Origin of the sequence: uncultured Roseibium sp. (assembly GCF_963675095.2) — a bacterium.
Lineage (GTDB): Bacteria > Pseudomonadota > Alphaproteobacteria > Rhizobiales > Stappiaceae > Roseibium.
This window is the reverse complement of record NZ_CAXXSJ010000031.1, coordinates 15,230-38,246: the sequence shown is the minus strand read 5'-3', so window position 1 is coordinate 38,246 and position 23,017 is coordinate 15,230. Positions and strand designations below refer to the sequence as shown.

The 23,017-nt window shown below is 60.6% G+C and carries 22 protein-coding genes and 1 tRNA gene; 13 read left to right on the top strand and 10 right to left on the bottom strand.

Annotated elements, in window-relative coordinates:
• The first annotated feature begins 45 nt into the window (after positions 1-45).
• Positions 46-330, top strand: coding sequence for a hypothetical protein (locus tag ABIN98_RS12385; RefSeq protein ID WP_346910357.1), 285 nt, complete (start codon positions 46-48; stop codon positions 328-330).
• Between the two features lie 119 nt (positions 331-449).
• On the opposite strand, the gene ABIN98_RS12380 is transcribed toward ABIN98_RS12385, so the two are convergent.
• Positions 450-525 (bottom strand) — tRNA-Lys (locus ABIN98_RS12380).
• Positions 526-822: 297 nt separating this feature from the next.
• On the opposite strand from ABIN98_RS12380, the gene ABIN98_RS12375 reads away from it, so the two are divergent.
• The 4 genes from ABIN98_RS12375 (at position 823) to ABIN98_RS12360 (ending at position 5,471) form a co-directional block, all read left to right on the top strand.
• Positions 823-1,869 (top strand): IS110 family transposase, encoded by a 1,047-nt coding sequence (locus ABIN98_RS12375; RefSeq protein ID WP_346908921.1) that lies wholly within the window; start codon positions 823-825, stop codon positions 1,867-1,869.
• 809 nt (positions 1,870-2,678) lie between these two features.
• Positions 2,679-4,454 (top strand): acetolactate synthase 3 large subunit, encoded by a 1,776-nt coding sequence (locus ABIN98_RS12370; protein WP_346910355.1) that lies wholly within the window; start codon positions 2,679-2,681, stop codon positions 4,452-4,454.
• 12 nt (positions 4,455-4,466) lie between these two features.
• The gene (gene ilvN, locus ABIN98_RS12365; protein ID WP_346910353.1) at positions 4,467-5,042 is read left to right on the top strand and encodes an acetolactate synthase small subunit; all 576 of its coding nucleotides are present in this window, start codon (positions 4,467-4,469) and stop codon (positions 5,040-5,042) included.
• An 18-nt stretch (positions 5,043-5,060) separates the two neighbouring features.
• Positions 5,061-5,471, top strand: a complete 411-nt coding sequence (locus tag ABIN98_RS12360) for a hypothetical protein (RefSeq protein WP_346910352.1) — start codon at positions 5,061-5,063, stop codon at positions 5,469-5,471.
• Positions 5,472-5,556: 85 nt separating this feature from the next.
• Here ABIN98_RS12360 and ABIN98_RS12355 read toward each other — a convergent pair whose 3' ends face one another.
• The gene (locus tag ABIN98_RS12355) at positions 5,557-5,928 is read right to left on the bottom strand and encodes a hypothetical protein (RefSeq protein ID WP_346910351.1); all 372 of its coding nucleotides are present in this window, start codon (positions 5,926-5,928) and stop codon (positions 5,557-5,559) included.
• A gap of 95 nt (positions 5,929-6,023) precedes the next feature.
• Between ABIN98_RS12355 and ABIN98_RS12350 the strand changes: the two genes are divergently transcribed.
• Positions 6,024-6,854 (top strand): arylamine N-acetyltransferase, encoded by an 831-nt coding sequence (locus tag ABIN98_RS12350; RefSeq protein ID WP_346910349.1) that lies wholly within the window; start codon positions 6,024-6,026, stop codon positions 6,852-6,854.
• A 391-nt stretch (positions 6,855-7,245) separates the two neighbouring features.
• Entirely contained in the window at positions 7,246-8,490 is a 1,245-nt protein-coding gene (gene serA / locus ABIN98_RS12345; protein WP_346910347.1) for a phosphoglycerate dehydrogenase, read from the top strand.
• A 60-nt stretch (positions 8,491-8,550) separates the two neighbouring features.
• Here the strand turns inward: serA and ABIN98_RS12340 are convergent, their stop codons facing one another.
• Positions 8,551-10,197, bottom strand: a complete 1,647-nt coding sequence (locus ABIN98_RS12340; RefSeq protein WP_346910346.1) for a HAMP domain-containing methyl-accepting chemotaxis protein — start codon at positions 10,195-10,197, stop codon at positions 8,551-8,553.
• Between the two features lie 810 nt (positions 10,198-11,007).
• On the opposite strand from ABIN98_RS12340, the gene ABIN98_RS12335 reads away from it, so the two are divergent.
• Together ABIN98_RS12335 and ABIN98_RS12330 are read left to right on the top strand one after the other, a co-directional pair.
• Positions 11,008-11,754 carry a pyridoxine 5'-phosphate synthase gene (locus tag ABIN98_RS12335; protein WP_346910344.1) on the top strand — a complete coding sequence of 249 codons (747 nt, stop codon included), beginning with the start codon at positions 11,008-11,010 and terminating at the stop codon, positions 11,752-11,754.
• An 84-nt stretch (positions 11,755-11,838) separates the two neighbouring features.
• Complete coding sequence (locus ABIN98_RS12330) at positions 11,839-12,378, top strand: NADPH-dependent FMN reductase (protein WP_346910343.1); 540 nt, start codon at positions 11,839-11,841, stop codon at positions 12,376-12,378.
• Here ABIN98_RS12330 and ABIN98_RS12325 read toward each other — a convergent pair.
• Positions 12,375-12,725, bottom strand: a complete 351-nt coding sequence (locus ABIN98_RS12325) for a ribbon-helix-helix domain-containing protein (RefSeq protein ID WP_346910342.1) — start codon at positions 12,723-12,725, stop codon at positions 12,375-12,377. The genes ABIN98_RS12330 and ABIN98_RS12325 overlap by 4 nt on opposite strands.
• Positions 12,726-12,818: 93 nt before the next feature.
• Entirely contained in the window at positions 12,819-13,412 is a 594-nt protein-coding gene (locus ABIN98_RS12320; RefSeq protein WP_346910341.1) for a DJ-1/PfpI family protein, read from the bottom strand.
• 187 nt (positions 13,413-13,599) lie between these two features.
• Here ABIN98_RS12320 and ABIN98_RS12315 point away from each other — a divergent pair, with 187 nt between their 5' ends.
• A complete protein-coding gene (locus ABIN98_RS12315; RefSeq protein ID WP_346910339.1) occupies positions 13,600-14,058 on the top strand; it encodes a DUF805 domain-containing protein in 459 nt (152 codons plus the stop codon).
• Between the two features lie 28 nt (positions 14,059-14,086).
• Here ABIN98_RS12315 and ABIN98_RS12310 read toward each other — a convergent pair whose 3' ends face one another.
• A complete protein-coding gene (locus ABIN98_RS12310; protein ID WP_346910338.1) occupies positions 14,087-14,887 on the bottom strand; it encodes a siderophore-interacting protein in 801 nt (266 codons plus the stop codon).
• A gap of 195 nt (positions 14,888-15,082) precedes the next feature.
• Here ABIN98_RS12310 and ABIN98_RS12305 point away from each other — a divergent pair, with 195 nt between their 5' ends.
• Together ABIN98_RS12305 and ilvC are read left to right on the top strand one after the other, a co-directional pair.
• A complete protein-coding gene (locus tag ABIN98_RS12305) occupies positions 15,083-15,721 on the top strand; it encodes a TetR/AcrR family transcriptional regulator C-terminal domain-containing protein (RefSeq protein ID WP_346910376.1) in 639 nt (212 codons plus the stop codon).
• Positions 15,722-15,820: 99 nt separating this feature from the next.
• The gene (gene ilvC / locus ABIN98_RS12300; RefSeq protein WP_346910336.1) at positions 15,821-16,840 is read left to right on the top strand and encodes a ketol-acid reductoisomerase; all 1,020 of its coding nucleotides are present in this window, start codon (positions 15,821-15,823) and stop codon (positions 16,838-16,840) included.
• Between the two features lie 62 nt (positions 16,841-16,902).
• Here the strand turns inward: ilvC and ABIN98_RS12295 are convergent, their stop codons facing one another.
• The 3 genes from ABIN98_RS12295 to ABIN98_RS12285 all read right to left on the bottom strand — a co-directional run bounded on the left by ABIN98_RS12295 (position 16,903) and on the right by ABIN98_RS12285 (position 20,353).
• Complete coding sequence (locus ABIN98_RS12295) at positions 16,903-17,370, bottom strand: SRPBCC family protein (protein WP_346910335.1); 468 nt, start codon at positions 17,368-17,370, stop codon at positions 16,903-16,905.
• 141 nt (positions 17,371-17,511) lie between these two features.
• Entirely contained in the window at positions 17,512-19,239 is a 1,728-nt protein-coding gene (locus ABIN98_RS12290) for a tetratricopeptide repeat protein (RefSeq protein ID WP_346910334.1), read from the bottom strand.
• Entirely contained in the window at positions 19,154-20,353 is a 1,200-nt protein-coding gene (locus tag ABIN98_RS12285; protein WP_346910332.1) for a tetratricopeptide repeat protein, read from the bottom strand. The genes ABIN98_RS12290 and ABIN98_RS12285 overlap by 86 nt, the downstream gene beginning before the upstream one ends.
• A gap of 572 nt (positions 20,354-20,925) precedes the next feature.
• Here ABIN98_RS12285 and ABIN98_RS12280 point away from each other — a divergent pair.
• Positions 20,926-22,071, top strand: coding sequence for a GGDEF domain-containing protein (locus tag ABIN98_RS12280; RefSeq protein WP_346910330.1), 1,146 nt, complete (start codon positions 20,926-20,928; stop codon positions 22,069-22,071).
• 21 nt (positions 22,072-22,092) lie between these two features.
• Here the strand turns inward: ABIN98_RS12280 and ABIN98_RS12275 are convergent, their stop codons facing one another.
• Complete coding sequence (locus tag ABIN98_RS12275) at positions 22,093-23,007, bottom strand: D-alanyl-D-alanine carboxypeptidase family protein (RefSeq protein WP_346910329.1); 915 nt, start codon at positions 23,005-23,007, stop codon at positions 22,093-22,095.
• Positions 23,008-23,017: the final 10 nt, after the last annotated feature.

Sequence of the window (23,017 nt, the reverse complement as noted above, 5' to 3'; positions counted from 1 at the left end):
AATCGACTAACCGATCGGACAGTCTTCGGGAAGAAAGCATCCTTCATGAAAAGATTTGCCCGCCTGTGCACAATGATCATTGCCTCGTCCGTCGTTGTGACGGGCTGTGTCTCGACTTCAGGCCGACCCAAGACGTCCGAACTGACGTTTATCTATGTGGATTGCGTCAAGGAGGCGAACAACGGCCAGGGCGTCAACTTCAAGGCCAGTTTCAAACCCAAGGACGGTCTGAAATTCGAAGACTTCGTGCCTGAAGGCAATCTGACCGACGCCCAAACGGCCCAGATTCGCGAATGCTACAATGCGAAGGTGGCGGCCGCATCACGCTGACGGGAAACCGGCCGGGGATTGCAGGATTGAGTCACAAGCCAAGGACATCAACGCCTGCTCCCGCGCCCGTTTGGCGTACAGGGTCGGCTTGCGGCCTGAAGTCGGTGCTGAAGGGAAAATGGTGGGTGCACAGGGATTCGAACCCGGGACCGTCTGATTAAGAGTCAGATGCTCTACCAACTGAGCTATACACCCATCGCGGCCGCGCTCGAAGCGCACCGGATGGCGGGTATATATCGTCGGGATCGGCCGGGCACAATCCCTTTCGTGACATTTTTTTGGCATTTCCCGAATGACGTGGGAGCAAGACCTTCAGCAGCGCCCCACCCTCTGTTGTCATCCCCGGCAAGCGCAGCGCGACCGGGGACCCAGTACCCTGTATCGTCTCTGCTCAAGTAATCAGCCTCACGGATTACTGTTGGGGTGGACGGCCCCTACGGCATCGATGTGCCAGAATGAGGTTGTTAAAGATCTCAAACGATGGAGCCGTCCATGAAGAATATTAGCCGCGTTGGAATGGATACGTCCAAGTCTGTTTTTCAATTGCATGGTGTGGATGCTGGGGACCATCCGGTGTTGAGCAAGAAGCTTCGCCGTCGTCAGGTTCTCGACTTTTTTGCCGGCCTGCCTCCGGCGCAGGTGGGCCTTGAGGCCTGTGGAGCCTCGCATTATTGGGCTCGGGAGTTACGGAAGTTGGGGCATGAGGTCGCGCTGATCCCGCCGCAATACGTCAAGCCCTATGTGCAGCGGAGCAAATCGGACGCGGCGGACGCGGAAGCGATCTGCGAGGCGATGAGCCGTCCGAAGCTGGCCCGGACCTTCGTGCCGGTGAAAAGTCCAGAGCAGCAAGCTGCGCAGATGCTGGCGAAGCTGCGAGGGCAATTCCTTGGCCGGCGTACGCAGCTTTCCAATTCGATCCGCGGCTTTGCGGCAGAGTTCGGTCTGGTTGCCCCGAAGGGCCTGTTCCAGCTTGACCGGCTTGTCGAGCGGATCCGCGCGGACGAGACGCTGCCGGAGATGGCACGGGATATGTTCGAAACGCTGGTCCGTGACTACGCGCGAGTGGACAAGGAGATAGCCGATCTCAACGCAAAACTGCGAGAGCTTCACCGTGCCGATGAACTCAGCCAGCGGCTGGCCGGCATCCCGGGCATTGGTCCGGTTGGTGCGACCCTGCTGGCGATCAAGGTGAGCAACGCGCATGCCTTCAAATCGGGGCGCGATTTTTCTGCCTGGCTCGGCCTGACGCCGAAAAACCATTCCACGGCAGGCAAGAACCGGCTCGGTGTGATCACCCGCGCCGGGGACGAGATGCTGCGCGCCACCCTGGTTGCCGGCGCAAGCGCCGTTCTGCTGCAGTGCCGGCAGGGGAGGATCAAAACGCCCTGGCCCTGGTTGGAGAAACTGTGTCGTCACAAGCCGCACAAGCTGGCTGCCGTCGCGCTCGCCAACAAGCTGGCGCGCATCGCCTGGAAGCTGATGGTCAGCGGCGAAACCTATCACCCGCAGTCACCGCAAGAGCAACCGGGACTCGCCTGACGATCGACAAAACACTTGCCCCGGCCAAAGACAGGCTGGCGCGACAGAGGAACTTGCAAGGGAAGATGAGAAGGTGTGTTCGGTCGAACCGAGGCGGATGGGAAATACCGTGGGATCCAGTGGCGGCTTCAAGGCCGATATCGCTGTACTGTTTGGATCCCATCCGCTGCGGAACCCATCTTGGCCAGCGGCAAAACGGCCGCAAAGCAGGCCGTACATATGACCGCAAGCGATCCGGAACACCTGCCAACTTCAACCTTGCAACCACGGGGCCGTCCACATATGGGTCCCGGCTCTCCGCTGACGCTCCGGCCGGGATGACAACCGGGGTGATGACAGGCCTTGCTCTCCGTGCAGTTGCTTCCTTTCCTAACGCATGCCGCCACCCCACTCCTGTAATTTTCAAAAAGCCTTGCCACCCAAAACGCAATAAATGGAATTTTTAGGCTTGACCCTGCCTGCCCCCCTGACTAGGGTGCGGCGCATCAAGAAGGAGGTTGTGTTCCTTCGCGATCTCCGGTCCGGGGTTTCCGGCCGTTGAAATGTCACAAGGTTTGGATTCGGGAAGACAACATCATGACGTCTCTCATTCTAGTAGTAGGAAAGCGCGCCGCCGGAACGGGATGACCCGTTCGGAACAGGCTGGCGCGCGCTGAGGTCCCGACGGGGCCTTTTTTTATGCCTCCCCGTTCCGTTTCGTGCTTCCAAAACGAGCCAGATCAAGGTCGCGAATTCGAAACCCTGACAAAAGACCAGAAAACAGACACGACGAGCCACATGCCAATAGGCCAAACGCAAGGAAATCGAGAATGACACGGGAGATGACCGGCGCCAACATGGTGATCCAGGCGCTGCAGGACCAGGGAGTTGACACCGTTTTCGGCTACCCGGGCGGCGCTGTGCTTCCGATCTATGACGAGATCATTCAGCAGGATTCGATCCAGCATATCCTTGTGCGCCATGAACAGGGCGCCGGCCATGCGGCCGAAGGCTATGCCCGCTCCACCGGCAAGCCGGGCGTCGTGCTCGTCACCTCCGGTCCGGGCGCGACCAACATGGTCACCGCGCTGACCGACGCGATGATGGATAGCATTCCGCTCGTCTGCATCACCGGCCAGACCGCGACCCATCTGATCGGCACCGACGCCTTCCAGGAATGCGACACGGTCGGCATCACCCGGCCCTGCACCAAGCACAACTGGCTGGTCCGCGACGTCGACGATCTCGCCCGTGTCCTGCACGAGGCGTTTTATGTCGCCACCTCCGGCCGCCCGGGCCCGGTCGTCGTCGACATTCCCAAGGACGTCCAGTTCGCCACCGGCACCTATCAGGGACCGAGCGCCAACCCGGCCGCAGTCCACAAGAGCTACCGCCCCCAGGTCAAGGGCGATGCCCAGTCGATCCGGGCGGCCGCCGAACTGATGGCCAACGCGAAAAAGCCGGTGCTCTACACCGGCGGCGGCGTCGTCAACTCCGGCCCGCACGCAGCACAGCTCTTGCGCGAACTGGTCGACCTGACCGGCTTCCCGATCACCTCGACCCTGATGGGCCTCGGCGCCTATCCGGCATCGGGCAAGAACTGGCTCGGCATGCTCGGCATGCACGGCACCTACGAAGCCAACATGACCATGCACGACTGTGACGTCATGGTCTGCGTCGGCGCGCGCTTCGACGACCGCATCACCGGCCGCGTCGATGCCTTTGCACCCGATGCCAAGATCATCCACATCGACATCGACCCGTCGTCGATCAACAAGAACGTCAAGGTCGACCTGCCGATCATCGGCGATGTCGGTCACGTTCTGGAAGATCTGGTTCGCATCTGGCGCTCGTCTTCGCTGAAGGCCGAACCGGCCGCGATGAAGGCTTGGTGGGCGCAGATCGACGCCTGGCGGGCGCGCAATTCGCTCGCCTACAAGCCGAACAGCAATATCATCATGCCGCAATACGCCATCCAGCGGCTGTATGAGGCGACCAAGGACCGCAACACCTATATCTCGACCGAAGTCGGCCAGCACCAGATGTGGGCCGCCCAGTTCTACGGCTTCGAGGCGCCCAACCGCTGGCTCACCTCCGGTGGCCTGGGCACCATGGGTTACGGCCTGCCGGCCTGTATCGGCGCCCAGACCGCCCATCGCGACGCCCTGTGCATCGACATTGCCGGCGATGCCTCGGTGCTGATGAACATCCAGGAGATGTCGACCGCGGTTCAATACGGCCTGCCGGTCAAGGTCTTCATCCTGAACAACCAGTACATGGGCATGGTGCGCCAGTGGCAGCAGTTGTTGCACGGCAACCGCCTGTCCCATTCCTACACGGACAGCCTGCCCGACTTCGTCAAGCTGGCCGAGGCCTATGGCGGCGTCGGCTTCCGCGTCGACAAGCCGGGTGATCTGGACGGCGCCATCGACGAGATGATCTCCGTCGACAAGCCGGTCCTGTTCGACTGCCGGGTCGCGAACCTGGCCAACTGCTTCCCGATGATCCCCTCGGGCAAGGCCCACAACGAAATGCTGCTTCCGGACGAGGCCACCGACGAGGCCGTTGCCAACGCCATCGACGCCGCCGGCAAGGTTCTGGTGTAAGGACTGAATGAGATGAACGCACAGCTAAACCCGACCGCCCCGTCCATCTATTTCATGGCCGAGGTCAGCGACAAGATCGAGACCCACACGCTCTCCGTCCTCGTCGACAACGAACCGGGCGTCCTTGCCCGGGTCATCGGCCTGTTCTCCGGCCGCGGCTACAACATCGACAGCCTGACGGTTTCCGAAACCGAGCACGAACGGCACCTGTCGCGGATCACCATCGTCACCACCGGCACGCCCATGGTGATCGAACAGATCCGCAACCAGCTCGACCGGCTGGTGCCCGTCCACCGGGTGATCGACCTCACCGTCCAGGCGCAGTTGGCCAACCAGGAAAAACCGCTGGAGCGGGAACTGGCGCTGGTGAAGGTCGCCGGCACCGGCGACAAGCGTCTCGAGGCCCTGCGCCTGGGCGATGCCTTCCGCGCCCGTGTCATCGACGCAACGACGGATCACTTCGTCTTCGAGATCACCGGCCGCAGCTCCAAGATCGAGCAATTCGTGTCCATCATGAAACCGCTCGGCCTGGTGGAAGTCTCCCGCACCGGCGTCGCTGCCGTCCAACGCGGTCCTGAAGGGCTTTGATAGTCTGCCCCGCCGCTAGTGAAACCAGGCGGCGGGGCAACACCCTTTTTTTCAACGCTCGTTCTTAAAATGAAGTTGGTCGACAGCCTTCAGGAAAAACAATTTCGCGCCGAGCTATCTCGCGGCCACCATTCCCTTTTTCACGAAGAGACAGGCGCAAGGCTCCTAGCCTTCCTGAAAGAGAAATTCGGACAGCTGAAAACCGCCTATGTCCTGCAATGGATCCCGGAACAAGGCGAAGACATTTGCACCATTCTGGTCAATGACGACGTGATCGCTGAACTCGAAGTTCCGCGCATCGATCCGGCCGGAGAACCGCTGATGTTGCGGACGACCACCATGGCCGAGTATGCGAAGCGTTTGACAAAAATCGATCAGATCAAGCTGGCGGTCGCGTTGGATCTGGCCCGTACCGATCTCGCCCAATGAGGTTGTTTGTTTTGATAGGTCCTCGAGGGACCCTTGGGCACCCCTTGTCGACTGCTTGTGACATCTCGCAGCGAACTAAAGAGATCTAATTGTTATCGATTTCAACGGCACTTCCCTTAATGAGATAGCTGTTTGTCTGAGATCGTCTTGAGCCAAAATCATTCCACTCGACGACAAAAAACAGCTCCCTCTCCTTAACTCTCAACGCCAAAACCTCGCCATCGGGAAAGTTCATGGAAATCTTGGAATTCTCTTCCCCGTCGATGATTACGCTTGAAATCTCTCGCACAATAATTCGCGCATTCGTGGTTCCATCGTCTTTAAAAACGCCAGACAACTTGAGGTATAAATCCCCGCCAATCTGTTGAAGTGTTTCAACAGTCGATTCGTGAAAATCCATTTCATTACCTTTAGATACAACACCCCGCGTGCCAAGATAATTCTGATTGGAAATCATTCTTTACCCTTGAAATCGATTGTGAGACAGGAGTTATCCGATTGCGCAAACGTTAGCAAACGACAACCAAGAACACACTCGAGCCGGAGCAGACTTTGACGGAATTCGATCTCCAAGCCTACCTCCACCGCATCGGCCTGTCCGATTGCGCACCGACCGTAGAAGGCCTGCGCACGCTGCAGTCCCACCACATGGCGGCCATCCCGTTCGAGAACGTGCTGCCGTTCCTTGGGCAGATCCCGGATGTCCGTTCCGAAGCGGTCTGGAAAAAGATCGTCGAGAACCGGCTTGGCGGCTACTGCTTCGAGCAGAACACACTGTTCGGCGAAGCGCTCGCCGCAATCGGCTTTTCCGCCCTGCCGGTGCTGGCCCGGGTGCGCAAGGGACCGCCGGAAGGACGCAACAGGAGCCATCTCGCCTTCGTCGTGACCATCGACGGCAAGGAATGGCTGACCGATTGCGGTTTCGGCGGACCTGCTCCGGCAGAACCGATCAGCCTCGACACCGAGGCACCCCAGACCATTCGCGGCCAGGGTTTCCGCATCCGTTTCGACGAAGCCGCCCAGGAGCAGGTTCTGGAACGGGACATGCCCGACGGCTGGTTCGAGCTCTACAGCTTCGACCGGATGCTGCCCACCTTCCCCGACATCGTGGCCGCGAACTACATCTGCGCCACCTGGAACCAGAAGCCCTTTGTCGAAAACCTGATCTTCTTCCGCCTGACGGACGGCGGCCGCTTCAGCTTCCTGAACGGCACGGCCCGGCGCAAGGACGACGGCACCGGCGAGGCCTGGCAGATAACGGATCGCGCCGCGTTTCACAGCTATGTCACCAACGATCTGGGTCTAGGCTATGACGACACCACCATCGACGCTCTCTGGTCCCGCATGAGCTCGCTTCACCCGCCTCTCGGCGCTGAAGATTGACGCGTCTGATCCCGCCGCTATCTCCCGTCATTCCGGACCGTGTGGCACGCAAGTGCCATCACGAGATCCGGAATCCAGCTGACAGCGCGAGCGCCAGCGAGCACTACTGCAAACAAAAAGAAGGCGCGCTTACGCGCGGCTGATTTCCGGATTCCAGATCAGCGTTCGGCTACGCCTCACTTGTCTGGAATGACGGGAGCGAGATATGCTCCTATCAAAGCGCCCCTTCCCGACGGAATCCCGTGTTTTTATGTCGCAATCGCGAAAGACAGGGGTGTGAGCGGTAGACGCCTGCCTATGTCTTTGCGTATATGTGCGCGCCCGGACGGCCGCGAGTGACCCTCCGGCCCTAGACAGGTTCCTGCCACATCCCATCAGGAAGGCCTTTGCCATGATCCACGGTCTCTCCCGACCGAAAAACCAGATTCGCTGGCTGCTGCTGGAGGGGATTTCCCCGACCGCGCACGCGATTCTGGAAAAAGCCGGCTACACCAATGTCGAGGTCCTTTCGACCGCCCTCGACAAGGAAGCCCTGATCGAAAAGATCCAGAACGTCCACGTGGTCGGCATCCGTTCGCGCACCCAGCTGACCGAAGAAGTGCTGGAAGCGGCGAAGACGCTGGTTGCCGTTGGCTGTTTCTCGGTCGGTACCAACCAGGTGGATCTGGAAGCAGCCCTTATCCGCGGCATTCCGGTCTTCAACGCGCCCTTCTCCAACACGCGCTCCGTCGCGGAGCTGACGATTGCCGAAACCGTCATGCTGATGCGCGGCGTCTTCCCCAAATCCACTGCCGCTCATCAGGGCAAGTGGATGAAGACGGCCGTTGGCTCCCATGAAGTGCGCGGCAAGACGCTCGGCATCGTCGGCTACGGCAACATCGGCACCCAGCTCGCCAACCTGGGCGAGGCCATGGGTATGCGGGTGATCTTCTTCGATCTCACCGACAAGCTGCAGCACGGCAACGTCATGCCGTCCGAAAGCCTGGACGAGCTTTTGGAACAGTCCGACGTGGTCTCGCTGCACGTGCCGGACACGGCCGCGACCCGCAACATGATCACAGCAAGCGAAATCGCGAAGATGAAGAAGGGCGCCTTCCTCATCAACAACGCCCGCGGCAAGGTGGTCGATATCGACGCCCTGGCGGAAGCATTGAAGAGCGGTCACCTGGCGGGTGCCGCTATCGACGTCTTCCCCGTGGAGCCGAAGTCCAACAAGGACGAATTCGTCAGCCCGCTGCGCGGCCTCGACAACGTGATCCTGACCCCGCATGTGGGCGGATCCACCGAAGAGGCGCAGGACCGGATCGGCGAGGAAGTCTCCAAGCGGCTGGTGGAATATTCCGATGTCGGCTCCACCATCGGCGCGGTCAATTTCCCATCCGTGCAGCTGCCCAAGGGGACGGACGCCACCCGGTTCATCCAGGTGCACCACAATGCGCCGGGGGCGCTTCGCACCCTCAACGACCTGTTCGCCCGCCACGAATTCAACATCTGCTCCCAGTACCTGCAGTCCTACCGGGACATCGGTTACGTGGTCGTCGATGTGGACAGCCCGGTCGAAAACACCGAGGCCATCCTGGAGGAAATCCGTGCCTTGCCGAACACCATCCGGGCGCGGCTGCTGAACCGGGTCTAACCCAACAAAAAACCCCTCTCCGCAAGGAGAGGGGTTTCTCATTTTCGATCCTGACGCGGCTTAGGCTGCGGCGACATCCTCCAGGAAGCTGTTGATCGCCTCCTGCAGGGCGTGAGCCTGATGGGCCATGTCGCTGGAAACGAGACGAACGTCTTCGGCCGATATGGTCGCCCTGGAAGCCGCTTCCGTGACACCGGCGATATTGTCTGTCGCGTGCTGGGTGCCGACAGCGGCCTGATTGACGTTTGCCGAAATCTCACCAGTCGCATCGCCCTGCTGGCGTACGGCAGCGGCAATCGCCGTCGTGAAGGAATTGACGCTCCCGATCTTTTCCGCGATCACGCCGATGGCCTCCACCGCCTGATCGGTCGATCCCTGGATTGCCGAAATCTGCTGGCTGATTTCTTCCGTCGCCTTCGACGTCTGGGTCGCCAGTTCCTTGACTTCGGCTGCGACAACCGCGAAGCCCTTGCCGGCATCGCCGGCGCGGGCCGCCTCGATCGTCGCGTTCAGCGCCAGAAGGTTGGTCTGCTCGGCGATCGCCTGGATGAGGGAGACCACATCGCCGATCTTCTGGGCGGCACTGGCAAGGCTCGCCACTTTTTCATTCGTTTCCTGGGCGGACCCGGTGGCTTCGCCGACGATCGTCGCGGTCTGCTCGACCTGACGCTCGATTTCGGCAATCGAGGCAGCCAGCTCCTCGGCCGCCGCGGCCACGGTCTGGACATTGCTTGAAGCCTGCTGCGAGGCGGCGGACGCATCGCTTGCCTGCTGATTGGTCGCATTGGCGACCTCGGTCAGCGCCACGGCCGTCTCTTCCATCTTGCCCGTATTGGCCTCGACCGTGCTCAGACGCTCCAGAACATTCGTGCGGAAATTGACAATCAGGCTATCGACCCGCTCCTGCCGTTGCGCCTTTTGCAACTGCTCGGCTTCACTTGCCACAGAAAGCCTTGCCCGTTCGCTGGCGTTGGCACGGAAGACCTCGACGGCGCGGGCCATATGGCCGATCTCGTCACTCCGTCCGGCGTCCACAATGTCGATTTCAAGCTCACCATCGGCAAGCTGGACCATGTTTTCCCGAATACGGGTGAGCGGTGCGGTAATGGAGCGGACCACGAACAGCATGGCCGGCGCGATCAGAAGGATCGCCAGCAGGGCGGTCCCGACCTGCGCATATCGTGCCATCGCCGCGGTGGAATTCGCGCCTGCGATGGTTTCACGCAAGAGCTGCCCCCCCTTTTCGGACAGGGTCGACAGGGTGTCGATCATGTTTTCGCCGCCGCCGTCGATGGCATCGTCAAGCTTGGCGAACTCCTCTGTCGGGGCATTTGCTTCGATCATCTCTTTCAGATCGACCTGGATTGCCTTGGTAACCATGGCGAGATCGGTTTCGAACGTCGCCATCAGATCCGGCTGACCGAGCAGTTCAGCGGTCGCCCTGGCGGTTGCGATGCCGTCACGGATCGTCGTGATCGCATCCTCGATGGCCTCTGCCCGCTCAGGCAAAACCTTGCCCTCGTCCTTGTCGATGATGGAATCCATGGCAGCAAGCACGAGTTCCACATTTGCCAGGCGCATTCCCTCAACCACCGAAAGACTGGCGCTCAGCCTTTCCACGTCATGCATCGCCTGTTCGCTCTTACGCGCCGAAACCCACGCAACCGCGACCATGACGCAGAACGCGAAAATGACACCTGTGGTCACAAGGAGCAGACGCCCTCGCACACTTGATAAATTTGCCATGAAACCCCCAAATCACTATTTAATAAAATACTCATCCACGAAAGCTAAACACTGGTTAACAACAAAAATACATATGACTTATAGGGATTTCTTACATTGAATTTGAAATGGAAGCGTAGATTAAGTTTAAAACAGAATAATAATACACATCAATAAAACAGGAAATCGAACCAAGCGGAACCCACGGTCGTTCCCGCACGCAATTGGCTTTGAAATGTTTATTAAAAGTATAAATTCATAGGGATTATTACGCATGAAGCCTAATACAATTTATCTCACCAACAAGAATCGATGCATTTCTTAGTTTTCGCTCGAAATAACGGGATTAACATCCCAAACAAGCTCCTTTTCCTGGACGGGATTTGGGAAGAAAATTCCGCATTAGATATTATGAGACAGATCGACGACAGCCCAAGGTTTGTTACTTTGCAGGAATATCGCATCGAAATAACATCCAATCTATTGAGCATCGCCACAACACCGCGCCCTTGTCCCGATCGATCTTAATGTCTCGACATAGCCCACCTGGGATTGTTCCACTCCATTTTCTTCGCGCCCTGGAAACTGCTCTTATCTAGGTCGGGGTATACGCAGCGGTGCATCTTAGGATGCGGTGACCATGCAGTCGCGACAGACCTCGGATGCAGACGCCGAGACCATTGTCCCTAGAGACAATTTCCCGTTTGACTCCAACGCTGTTCACGCCAATTTTGCTTCAAACGGACGTTTGAAGTCGTCCGTTTTTCAATTCACTCAGTTCGGACCAAACCCATGACCGCCTCGCGCCTTTCCGTCAATGTCAATGCCGTCGCCATGCTCCGCAACCGGCGCGACCTGCCCTGGCCGAGCGTAACCGGCCTTGCGGCGATTGCCATGGAAGCCGGCGCCAAGGGGATCACCGTTCATCCGCGTCCCGACGAGCGGCATATCCGCAAAACGGACGTCTACGAGCTCGCCGAACTGATCGAGGAGCGCTATCCGAACAAGGAACTGTGCCTGGAAGGCTATCCCTCCGCCGACTTCTTAAAGCTCGTCGAGGAGGCCCGGCCGGAACAGGTGCTGTTCGTACCCGACGACCCGGACCAGCAGACCTCCGACCACGGCTGGCAGTTCGACCGCGACACCTCCACCCTTGCAGCGGCCATAACGGCTGCGAAGAACTGGGCGGTGACGGTGTCCCTGTTCTGTGATCCGGATCCGTCGGCCCCGGAACATGCCGCCCGCCTCGGTGCGGAGCGGATCGAGATCTACACCGGCCCCTACGGCGCCTGCTACGACGACCCGGACCGGGCGGAAAAGGAACTCGCCAAGGTGGTCGCCACAGCGGAAGCGGCACGGGACTGCGGCCTCGGCGTCAACGCCGGCCACGATCTGACGGTTGAAAACATCCCACCCCTGCTCGCCCGCGCGCCGTTCATCCGCGAAATGTCGATCGGCCACGGCTTCACCGCCGACGCGCTGATCTACGGCTTTGCGGAGAGTGTCAGGCGGTTCCGGCATGCAATGGGGGAGGTGTGACACAGAGGGTCACACCGGGCTCCGCACGAATCTGCTAAGCAGGACCGCTCTAGCGCAACCAGCCCCATTAGCCGGATCCTGCCCATGCCGATCCACCTCCTCGCCCTGTGCGGCAGCCTGCGCGCCGGGTCCTCGAACAAGGCCCTGCTGGAAGCCGCGCGGCGGGTTCAGCCGGATGGGATCGGGATTGCCATCTACGACGGCATCGGCGCCCTGCCGCATTTTTCGCCGGATCTGGATGACGACGCGCTGTTGCCGGAAGCCGCGAGGGACTTGCGGCACAGGGTGGAGGACGCCGACGGACTGCTGATCTCCTGCCCGGAATACATGCATTGCCTTCCCGGCAGCTTCAAGAATGCGCTCGACTGGATGGTGGGCTGCCAGAAATTTCCCGGAAAGCCGGTGGCGCTGTTTCAGGCGACCTCACGCCATGAATACGTTCCGGCCCTGCTGCGGGATGTCCTGAAGACCATGGCTGCCGATGTCGTCGAAGAGGCAAGCTTCGTCCTGCCGGCCACCACCAACCGGATCGACGTCGAAGCGCTTGCCGGCGATCCGGAGATCGCCACCGCCATCAGAGAAACGTTGATGCGGTTTGCCGGCTACATCCGGCAGAACCGTTAGTGCATCCGGCCACGTTCGGACTGCAGGATGTCGTCGGCGTCGAGGCCCGCGATCGGTAGACGCTTGTCGGTTGGAACGTCGCCGGACAATTGCAGCGCCAGATAGCGGCCGCAGCAGACACGCAGGAACGAGGTGAAATTGCCGAGATCATGGCCGGCGTCGATGGACTCGTGATGCAGCTTCGTGATGAGCTGGACCACGTTCATGCCGTCGCGTGCGCCGATCTCCTCCAGCGTCGTCCAGAAGAAGTTCTCCAGCCGCACGCTGGTGACCATGCCGTCGATCCTGAGCGACCGGGTCGTGCTTTCCCAAAGGGTCGCGTCCGCTTCAATGAACAGTTTGCACATCGGATCCTCCTCGGGCCAGTCTGAAAATAAGGTCCGGACGGCCCGCTGCCAAGGCAGGAACCGTCCGAAACTCTGCAGGCCAAAAAGCCTTTATCAGGCGGCCAGCGAGCCTGCCGCCTCGCCGGACAGTACGGCCATGAACTGGCTGAGCCATGCCGGATGGGCCGGCCAGGCCGGGGCCGTGACCAGATTACCGTCGGTGACCGCCGCGTCGATGGCGATCTCGGCGTAGGTGCCGCCGGCAAGTTCCACTTCCGGACGGCAGGCCGGATAGGCCGACACCGTTCGCCCCTCGATCACCCTTGCTGCGGCAAGGAGCTGGGCGCCGTGACAGATGGCGGCGACCGGCTTGCCCGCGTCGAAGAAATGCTTCACGGCGGCAATCACATCCGCATCGAGACGCAGGTACTCCGGCGCCCGACCGCCCGGGATCACGAGAGCATCGTAATCGGCCGGATCGATATCGGCGAACGTGGCATTCAGTGCGAAATTGTGCCCGCGCTTTTCCGAGTAAGTCTGGTCGCCCTCGAAATCGTGGATCGAGGTAGCCACCGTCTCACCGGCCTTCTTGCCCGGACAGACCGCATCCACCGCGTGGCCGACCGCCAGCAGCGTCTGGAACGGCACCATGGTTTCGTAGTCTTCGGTGAAGTCACCGGTAATCATCAGGATCTTTTTCGCGCTCATCGCAACCTCCCGTTAGCAAGCTTGAACGGGAGAAACGCTAGCAGGCGCGCGGCGGGAACGGGTATTAGGCGATTACTACAGGGCGGTTTTTCATGCGGGCCGTCCCGCAGATGACTAAACCCAGGGTTCCATTTAGTGAATTTTCACCTGCGCAGGATACGAAACCCCTATTGTCAGGAGTTTCAGTATGGCTTTTCTTTTCAATCCGTTTCAGGGGCAGATGACCAGGCTCCAGTGGTGGCTGGCGCAGCTTGGAATATTCGGCGCCGCTTTTGCCGGGCTTTTTCTGACCGCATTTCTTCTGTCGGACCGCTCCGAGCCGGTCAGCACACGCACATCCGGTGAGACATGGGCGCTCATCGGAATACTCCTTTCGGTCCTGTTCGCGAATTTCTCGACATGCCTCAACCGGCTGAGGGACAGCGGCCGAAGCGGTTTCTGGTATCTGACCTTCCTGCTTCCAACCGTCGGAACCGGACTGATGATCTATTTCTGCGGCATCGAGCGCAGCCGGGACATGGGTATCGGGGGCTTCGAGCCATCCACCGACACGGACACGCCAACGCCTCAGACCTACGCACCGCCCCCGTCGGTGCAGATCCCCTCGCAACGGAGCCGTCAGACCTTCGGCCGCAGGCAGGCATAACCGCCCGGCGACCGGCGGCGCAGACGTTCTACCCGGCAGCCCCTGCCCGCTTGGCTTCCTGATGCTGGTCCTCGACCATCCCGATCTTCCAGTAGCCGGAAATATAGGCGTCGGCCTTGTCGATGCCGCGCTCGTTCTGCACCAGCATGCGCAGCTCGCGGATAACGCCGCTCTCGCCGGCAATGCAGGTCTGGATCCGGCCTTCCGGGAAGGTGAGATCACGAATGAAGTCGATCTGCGCTGCCGACGGCAGATGCGGGACGTCCTGGACCAGCCAGTGGACCTCGATGCCTTCAGGCATGTCGATCTCCTGCCGGTCCGCCTCCGAATGGACTTCAAAGATCGCGATCCCCCTGGCGGTCTCCGGCATGGCTTCCAGGGTCGCGGCGGCAACGGGCAGCGCCGACATGTCGGCGGCCACCAGGTACCAGTCGGCATAAAACTCCGTCAGCTTTACCGGCCCCGGCCCCATGAAGGCCAGGAAATCACCGGGCGCCGCTTTCTGTGCCCAGAGCGTTGCGGGCCCCTCGTCCCCGTGGGCGACGAAATCGATATCCATTTCCTGGGTCTCGGGACGGAAAGAACGCACCGTGTAGGTGCGGATCGGATGAAGGCGCTCCTTCGGCCGCCCTTCCGCGTAAAGGACGGAGAACGCCTCGAGGCTGTCATCGGCGTGCGGAAAAACAAGCTTGCAATGGGCGCCTTCCTGTCCTTCGGGAAAATCGGCCAGATCGTCGCCGGTCAGCGTGACGCGGACCATGTGGGGGGTAAGGTAGCGGGAGGATTTGACGATCAGGATGCGGGGTTTGCGTTTCTGGGGGGCAGCCATTGGAATTCCTAAATATGAGTTAATTACTCATATTTATAGTTTGGATTGCTGTTTGAAAAGAGGGGCTGCGGCAGAAGACCTCACAGGACAGGCTTTCACCGCCCTCAATTTCCCCCTTGACCTTCCTCTCCGGCTCCGCCATAACTCCCGAACCGTACCGTACGGTACAAACACTTTTCAGCAACGCTCATGTCCATGTCCGCCCGCACCATCGACCCCGAGTTCGAAGACATCGCCTTCACGCCGCGCCAGGAAGCGGTGCTGGAGCATGCGCTCGCGCTGCTCGTCGGCGGTGGAGAAAAGGCGTTGACGACGGCGGGTCTGGCACGCACCGCCAACTGCTCCAAGGAAAGCCTCTACAAGTGGTTCGGCGACCGGGACGGCTTGCTGGCCGCAGTCGTCGCCTATCAGGCGAGCAAGGTGCATTTCCCGCCTGAAAGCGGCGCCACGGCGGATGCGGAAACCTTCAAGGCACATCTGGTCGCCTTCGCCACGGAACTGCTTGCGGTTCTGTTCGGCGAGACGTCGCTGGCGCTCAATCGGCTTTCCATCGGCCAGTCGAACCGGGACGACAGCCGTCTCGGACGGCTGCTTCTGGTGCGCGGCAAGCACATGATCTCCGCCCGCGCCCGCTCTCTGCTGGAAGCCGGCCGCCACCGCGGACTGATCAAGTTCAACGACGCGGAAGAGGCCTATCAGGTGCTCTACGGCCTGGCCGTCCGCGACGTTCATATCCGCCTGCTGCTCGGCGATACGCCAAGTGATGCGGAACGCGATCTCGAAGCCCAGGCAAGAGACGCGGTCGACAGGTTTTACCGGCTCTTCGGGGCCTGACAGGCACCGGAAAGCCAACAACCACGGAATACGTTCGAAAGATCGGGACACCGGAAAAAAGGCCGGGTCCCCCATGACAAACGGGAGAAAGGAAGACCCATGCGTGTTTATTACGATCGCGATGCCGATCTGAACCTGATCAAGTCCAAGAAAGTCCTCGTCATCGGTTACGGTTCCCAGGGCCGTGCCCATGCCATGAACCTGAAGGACAGCGGCTGCACCGAAATCGCCGTTGCGCTGCGCGAAGGCTCCACCACCGCTCTGAAGGCCGAAGCCGACGGCTTCAAGGTCATGAACGTGGCGGAAGGCGCTGCCTGGGCCGACCTGATGATGATGGCGACCCCGGACGAACTCCAGGCCGACATCTACAAGGATCACATCGCCGCCAACATCCGCGACGGCGCTGCCATTGCCTTTGCCCACGGCCTCAACGTCCACTTCGGCCTAATCGAGCCGAAGTCCACCGTCGACGTTCTGATGGTCGCGCCGAAGGGCCCGGGCCACACCGTGCGCTCCGAATACCAGCGCGGCGGCGGCGTGCCCTGCCTGATCGCCGTCCACCAGGACGCCTCCGGCAATGCCCATGACCTTGGCCTGTCCTACGCCTGCGGCGTCGGTGGCGGCCGTTCGGGCATCATCGAAACCTCCTTCAAGGAAGAGTGCGAAACCGACCTCTTCGGCGAACAGGCCGTTCTGTGCGGCGGTCTCGTCGAACTGATCCGCGCCGGTTTCGAAACCCTGGTCGAAGCCGGTTACGCTCCGGAAATGGCCTATTTCGAGTGCCTGCACGAAGTGAAGCTGATCGTGGACCTGATCTACGAAGGCGGCATCGCCAACATGAACTACTCCATCTCCAACACGGCTGAATGGGGCGAATACGTCACCGGCCCGCGCATCGTCACCGCCGAAACCAAGGCTGAAATGAAGCGCGTCCTGACCGACATCCAGACCGGCAAGTTCACCTCCGACTGGATGCAAGAGTACCGGGCAGGTGCCGCCAAGTTCAAGGCAACCCGCCGTCTGAACGACGCGCACCAGATCGAGGAAGTCGGCGAGCGCCTGCGCGGCATGATGCCGTGGATCAAGTCCAACGCCCTGGTTGACAAGACCAAGAACTAAGTTTCGGTATCAACCGGCTTGCAGCGGCCCGCCCACCGGCGGGCCGTTTTGCTTTGTGCGCGCTAGGCCATACCCTCCACCACCCGCCCCAGCGCGTCCAGGAGATCGCCGGTCCCGGCCTCGCGCATCTCCGGGTCATCGTAGCCATCGAAAAAGGCCCCCTGCTCGGTGAATTTCAGCCTTGTACCGCCCGGCACATCGAACAGCTCGATGGTGGTCAGTGATGCAGAGATATGCCGGCCGTCCGCATCCATGTCATAGGCATAAATGATCCGCTCATCCGCGACGATGTCCAGGTAGATGGAATCGAACCGGTAGGAATGGCTGTGGTCGTGATAGTTCACGACGCCGTGGCTGTGTTCGCGCCCGCCGACGCGGAAGTCCATCGATGCGGCCGAAGTCGCCTCCCGGTTTCCGAACCATTGCCGTTTCTTTTCGAAATCGGCAAAGGCATCGAAAACCCGATCCCTCGGCGCCCTGTAGACCCGTTCCAATGTAAACATGGCATGGACAACACCGCGTTCGCTCATGGCCCCCTCCGTTCCATCGTGTTGCCTCCGATCGGGCCATTCGCCTGACAGCCAAAGCCCCCGGCTTAAGCCTGCACGCACCTGCCCGCTTGCCGGTTCACATTGCACATAAGGCCGAACACCGCGAGGCCCCGAAGGACCTCAGTGTGAATTCGGCGCCTTCGATTTGCCATGCGCCACTCTGGTCCCGGCCTGGGTACACAGTTCCACTTCCGCCGCCGCCTGCTCATCTCCCGCCTGGACGGCTCTCAGGAAATAGTCGCACGCAAGCGCAGCATCCGTCTTGTCGAGTTTGCCGTTCTTGTAGAGATAGCCGATATCCGTCAGCGCATGCGGTTCCCCGAACCGGGCGGCCTTTTCGAACCAGTGCAGCGCCAGATCGAAGCGCGGCTGGTCGGCCCGATAGGCATGGTAGGTGCCCAGAGCCGCCGCGGCCGCCGCATTTCCGGTTTCGGCCTCGTCTTCCAGAAAACTCACAGCTTCTTCCCGCTCGTCTGCATCCGTTTTGGTGTCAAGAACGAGGTCCGCGGTGGCAAGCCGCGCCTTGTTGGATTTCCTGGCCGCAAGCTGCCACCAGAATGCAGCCTTATCTTTATCGCGAGGTGTCCCGGTCCCGTCGAAATAGGCAGCCCCCAGACGTTGCTGGGCGACCGTCAGGCCACGATTGGCCGCAAATTCCAGGTGTCCAAACGCCTCTTCCTGCGCACCGGGACGGTCTGCCACCTGCGTCAGCAGAAAATCGGCCAGGGCATAGCGGGCCGAGGGAAGATGATCCGCGTCTTCGGCGGCCAGCCTCAGATGCTTTTCCGCTTTTCCCGGGTCGACCGGTAGCGCGATCCCGTATTGATAAGCCAGACCGAGAAACAGGTTCCTGTTCCGCTCCCCCTGCTTCTGCCACTTGCCGGTTTCCGTGTTGCGCACCAGACCGGACAGCGGCCCGAGGCTCGCCAGGGGATCGGACTTCGAGATCTTCAGTAACCGTTCGACAGCACCGTGAAAATCCGGTTCGGACGCCTCTTCCAGGATCTGCCCCCGGCCCCATTTGACCGTCGCCTCCAGGTTCCCGTCATCCGCGGCGACCTTGTAAAGGTCCAGCGCCGTCTGTTTATCGCCGAGCATGGCGCTACCCGACAATGCCTCTGCCGCTTCGAAAGCCAGCTTGGTGTCACCGCCTGCTCCAAGCTTGATCTGCCAGTGAAGCGCCTTTTTCCGATCCCGCAGCGCGTCCCGGCTGTTGGTGTAGATGTCGACAAGGCGTCGCGCCGAATAGGCGTTGTCCCCAAGTGCAGCCTTTTCGTACCATCCGACCGCGGCCTTGACGTCCTTTGCGGTGGCAAGCCCGTCCTCCGCCATGTGGCCGAGATAGGCCATCGCAAGCGCATTATCGTGTTCGGCGCCTTTCCGGAAAAGCTCCGCCGCACGCTTGTAATCCCGCCCGATGCCTTCGCCCTTGAAATAGGCCTCGCCCAGCATCACGGTTCCGTCGATATCCCCGCCTTCATGGCCCTGCCGGTAATAAGCGTACGCCTGCTTCAGGTCATAAAAGCCCGCATTCTTGTCCGCATAAATATCGCCGAGCCCGGTTGCCGCATCGGCATCTTCGGAGGCAACTTGCAGATAAATCTCGCGGGCCTTTGCGACATCCTGTTCAACGCCGACACCGTATTGATAGCACTGTGCGAGCGCGAAGGCGCCGGCCTCTGGATCGATTTCGTAGGCCTTCGTGAACCAGTCGAACGCCTCCTTGTCGTCTTCCGCGACCCCATTGCCCCAGTAGTACATGTTACCCAGCAGAACCTGCGCATAGGAGCGCCCGTCTTCTGCCGCCGCCCGGATATATCTGCGCGCCCCGTTGCGGCTGTGCCTCACCGCCCAGCCCGTAGAGCAGCATCCGTCCGGCTTCGTATTGGGCGTAGCCGTAGCCTCTGTCTGCCGCCTCGATGAAAAGCGCGCGCGCCTTTTCCAGATCCTTTTGCGTGCCCAGACCTCGATCCATCAGGGACGCCATATAGGCGACCGCCTGAGGGTCCCGGTCATAATCCACCATCGCCTTGTAGTGTTTGAAGGCGGCTGCGGCATCCTCGGTCACCCCCTTACCGGTTTCATAGGCGACACCGAGAGAGATATTCGCACGCTCCCGGCCCAGCGCTATGGACCGCCGGAAAAGCTCAGCCGCTTTCGCGTAGTTCCGCGCCACACCCGACCCGGCCCAGTACATTTCGCCCAGGTAGTGGATCGAGCGGGGATCGTCGCGATCCGCCCCCTGCCGGTAAAACTCCACGGCCTTCTCAGCGCCGCCTGGCTCCAGCATACCATCCTCGTAAAGCAACCCGAGCGAAGCATAACTGTCGGTGTAGCCGTCCTCGATCGCCTGCCTGTAGTATTTCGCTGCGGTTTCGTAATTCTGCTCGACGCCCCAGCCGTTCTCGTAAAGCCAGCCCAACCAGTCGGTCGCCTGCAGCACACCATTTTCGGACGCCCACTTGATCCAGAAATGGGCCCGGCCCAGATCCTTGCGCACGCCCAGACCATTCAGGTACATGGCTCCGAGCCGCATTCCGCTCCAGTAGTGGCCGTAATCGGCGGCATCCTGATAAAGCCAGACCGCCTTTTTCAGGTCCTTCGGCGCCCCCAGACCAAGCTGGTAATATTGCCCCAGAGCGCCCTTGGCTGCCGGATAACCCGCATCCGCCGCCGCCTTGAAATGAGCGAAGGCCTTGTCGTAGTCCGGCGTCCAGAACCGGTCGTTTTCATAGGCCAACCCCAAGCGGAAATGCGCCTCCGGATCCCCTTCCCCAGCCGCGGCCCGCAAGGTATCCAGCTCCAGAAATTCAGGCTCGAGGGTTTCATCCAGACTGTCGCGCCCACGGGAAGACAGGCTGTCTTCGACCGTCTCCCGGCTCAGGGACTTGAGCACGTCATGGCCGCTCTCGACCGCGCCGGCAGGCGATGCCGCCGCCGAAAGCCAAAAGGCACAGAGCAAAAACGCTGACGTCTTCCTGTTCATATAGCCCGAGACCCGACACCGACCGCTTTTGATAATGACTCATCCTGCGGATCATATTCAATCCCGACACCTCAAAACCGCCCGCATCTCTTAATTGTGGCCGCCGATGATCCATTTGCCACTGCAAGGTATTGTTTGTGCTGGCAAAAACACAGTGACCCGGGGTCATAAGGCGTTAACACGCCCTGGCCGGCAATCCGACCGACGAGGTATCCGGTTTGGATTTGTTAACTCCACGACCTCCAGTTGAATGCAGGAAAACCGAACCGTGACCCGGCAACGTCAAAAAAACATTGGAAAAAATAACAATGCCCAAAAGCGCGGTTTTGCCGCATTTCTGAATGTTTCCGTCCCTGATCAAGCCACGCTTTCAAAGGCTTAGCACCAACCTCCTCACGCCCCCTCACACGGCTGAAACAATTTCCTGCCCGGGTCGATAAAATTTTACCGAGTCCGTTAAACACGCTGCAAGGGGTCCTGCCTAGAGTCCGCGACATCACATCGATACGTCTTTTACCTTATCATTCCCATTCGAAGGCTTTTCTGCCGTGGACAAATTTACCCTTTTGGCGGCCAATGCCGTTATTCTGGTAGTATTTTCAATCGCTTTCCTGGCCGCTTTCCGCGACATGAAACGGGCCCGCTACTGGCGGACATGGACCGTTGCGAACCTCGTCCTGGCCTCCGCCCTGATTTTCGTTTTCGCCAGAGCGCACCTGCCTGCGGCCGTCGCTCATCTCGTTCCCAACGGCCTTTTTCTGGCGGGCTTCGCGCTGCACTGGAACGCGGCCCGCCAATTTGCCGGCAACAAACCCTGCGGTGTCAGAATCTGGATGCCTCTGACCATCCTGGTCGCAGCCGGCCTACCGGCGCTCGCCATGCACGACTACGCACTGATCTACACCGTGACCAGTGTCATGCTGTCAGCGCTCGCTTTCGGCACGGCACGGGAATATTGGGACATGAAGGCAACCCATCTTTCTTCCCGACACGGTCTGACCCTTGCTTATGTCCTGGTCGGCATCTCGTTCTTGGTGCGCGTCATCCAGGGGGTTGCCAATTGGCAGAATGTGGACATCGGTCTGCCGAGCGACGCGGTCCAGACATTCCATATGCTAATATCCCTGATCTATGTGAGCGCGAGCGGCGCCTTTTCTCTCGCCATTGCGTTTGAGCAAGCGGTTGCGGAACAGCGCGATGCGGCCCATCGCGATCCCCTGACCGGCGTCTATAACCGGCGCGAATTCGAACTCCGCTTGAAGGCCCTGCTGTCGGATGAAGCCCGGAAGGCCTTCGCAGTCCTGCAGTTCGATCTCGATCACTTCAAGCAGGTCAACGACCGTTTCGGCCATGTTGCGGGCGACGAGGCGCTCCAGTTTTGCGCCGACCTGATCAAATGGCACCTGCGCGACGAAGATTGTCTCGCCCGCCTTGGCGGCGAGGAGTTCGCGGCCATTCTGCCGGACGTTTCCCAGGAAGATGCGGTCCGGATCGCCGAAGCGATCCGCCAGAGCGTGGCCGAGGCCCCTCTGGACTTCGCCCCGGCCGAATTCCGGCTGACCCTGTCGGCCGGCGTCTATCACGGCACGGGCGGCGATCTCGGCCACAAGGGCCTGATGCGCTGTGTCGACCAGGGCCTCTATCAATCCAAGAACACCGGCCGCAACCGTGTCTGCCTTGCCGACGCCGCCTGAGCGCCGGCCTTTTCCGGTAGGCTAGAAGGACGCCTCAAGAAGGCGGGTGACTTCCTTGTCGCGGGCGCCTTCGCTCCTGCTGCCCATGACCACGACGAGGCGCCGTTCGCCGCCCCGGTGCGCTGTCGCCACCAGATTATAGCCCGCCTCGTTGGTGTGTCCCGTTTTCAGTCCGTCGACACCGGGCACCTTGCCGAGCAGGTTGTTCGTCGTCTTGTAGGTCCGGCCCGCGTAGGTGAAGGACTTCGCCCGGAAATAGCCGGCATATTGGGGAAACCGGGTTTTCAGCGCCCGACCGAGCCGGGCCATGTCCCGCGCGGTCGACACGTGACCCGCGTCCGGTAATCCGCTGGCATTGACAAACCGGGTTCTGGTGAGGCCCAGGGCCCGCGCCTGCGCGTTCATTTTGGCGGCAAAGGCGTCTTCGCTGCCGGAGATATTCTCCGCGATCGCCACCGCCACGTCGTTCGCCGACTTAACAGCCAGCGCCCGGGCAGCCTGTTCCACCGTGATCGTCGACCCCGGCTTCAAGCCGAGCTTGGCCGGCGGCTGGCTTGCCGCTTTCGCCGAGACCATCAAGGGACTTGAAAGCGAATACCGGCCGCTGCCGACCTCATCGAACAGCAGATAGAGCGTCATCATTTTGGTAAGCGAGGCCGGATAGCGGATCTTGTCCGCGTCATGGGCATAAAGCTGCGACCCGGTTGCCATATCAATGACGACTTCCGAGTAGCTCGCAGCCGACGCAGGTGCCGACGACGTATAGGCGACCGCCTCAACCTGTGGCGGGGGGGCAGCCTGCGAGACGACAGGCGTTGGCGCTGGCGCCACCGCTCCGCCCGCCGTCTGACAGGCGGCAAGCGCAAGCGCCATGGCCACGGCAAGCAACGGCCTTCCCGAATTTCCCGACATGATCCGCTTCACCTTGTCTGCCACGTTTTTGCCC

Excerpts from the sequence above, each read along its gene's own strand:
- ABIN98_RS12385 (WP_346910357.1), top strand. The coding sequence starts at position 46 with ATGAAAAGATTTGCCCGCCTGTGCACAATGATCATTGCCTCGTCCGTC.
- ABIN98_RS12375 (WP_346908921.1), top strand. The coding sequence starts at position 823 with ATGAAGAATATTAGCCGCGTTGGAATGGATACGTCCAAGTCTGTTTTT.
- ABIN98_RS12370 (WP_346910355.1), top strand. The coding sequence starts at position 2,679 with ATGACACGGGAGATGACCGGCGCCAACATGGTGATCCAGGCGCTGCAG.
- ilvN (WP_346910353.1), top strand. The coding sequence starts at position 4,467 with ATGAACGCACAGCTAAACCCGACCGCCCCGTCCATCTATTTCATGGCC.
- ABIN98_RS12355 (WP_346910351.1), bottom strand. The coding sequence starts at position 5,928 with ATGATTTCCAATCAGAATTATCTTGGCACGCGGGGTGTTGTATCTAAA.
- serA (WP_346910347.1), top strand. The coding sequence starts at position 7,246 with ATGATCCACGGTCTCTCCCGACCGAAAAACCAGATTCGCTGGCTGCTG.
- ABIN98_RS12335 (WP_346910344.1), top strand. The coding sequence starts at position 11,008 with ATGACCGCCTCGCGCCTTTCCGTCAATGTCAATGCCGTCGCCATGCTC.
- ABIN98_RS12330 (WP_346910343.1), top strand. The coding sequence starts at position 11,839 with ATGCCGATCCACCTCCTCGCCCTGTGCGGCAGCCTGCGCGCCGGGTCC.
- ABIN98_RS12325 (WP_346910342.1), bottom strand. The coding sequence starts at position 12,725 with ATGTGCAAACTGTTCATTGAAGCGGACGCGACCCTTTGGGAAAGCACG.
- ABIN98_RS12320 (WP_346910341.1), bottom strand. The coding sequence starts at position 13,412 with ATGAGCGCGAAAAAGATCCTGATGATTACCGGTGACTTCACCGAAGAC.
- ABIN98_RS12315 (WP_346910339.1), top strand. The coding sequence starts at position 13,600 with ATGGCTTTTCTTTTCAATCCGTTTCAGGGGCAGATGACCAGGCTCCAG.
- ABIN98_RS12310 (WP_346910338.1), bottom strand. The coding sequence starts at position 14,887 with ATGGCTGCCCCCCAGAAACGCAAACCCCGCATCCTGATCGTCAAATCC.
- ABIN98_RS12305 (WP_346910376.1), top strand. The coding sequence starts at position 15,083 with ATGTCCGCCCGCACCATCGACCCCGAGTTCGAAGACATCGCCTTCACG.
- ilvC (WP_346910336.1), top strand. The coding sequence starts at position 15,821 with ATGCGTGTTTATTACGATCGCGATGCCGATCTGAACCTGATCAAGTCC.
- ABIN98_RS12295 (WP_346910335.1), bottom strand. The coding sequence starts at position 17,370 with ATGAGCGAACGCGGTGTTGTCCATGCCATGTTTACATTGGAACGGGTC.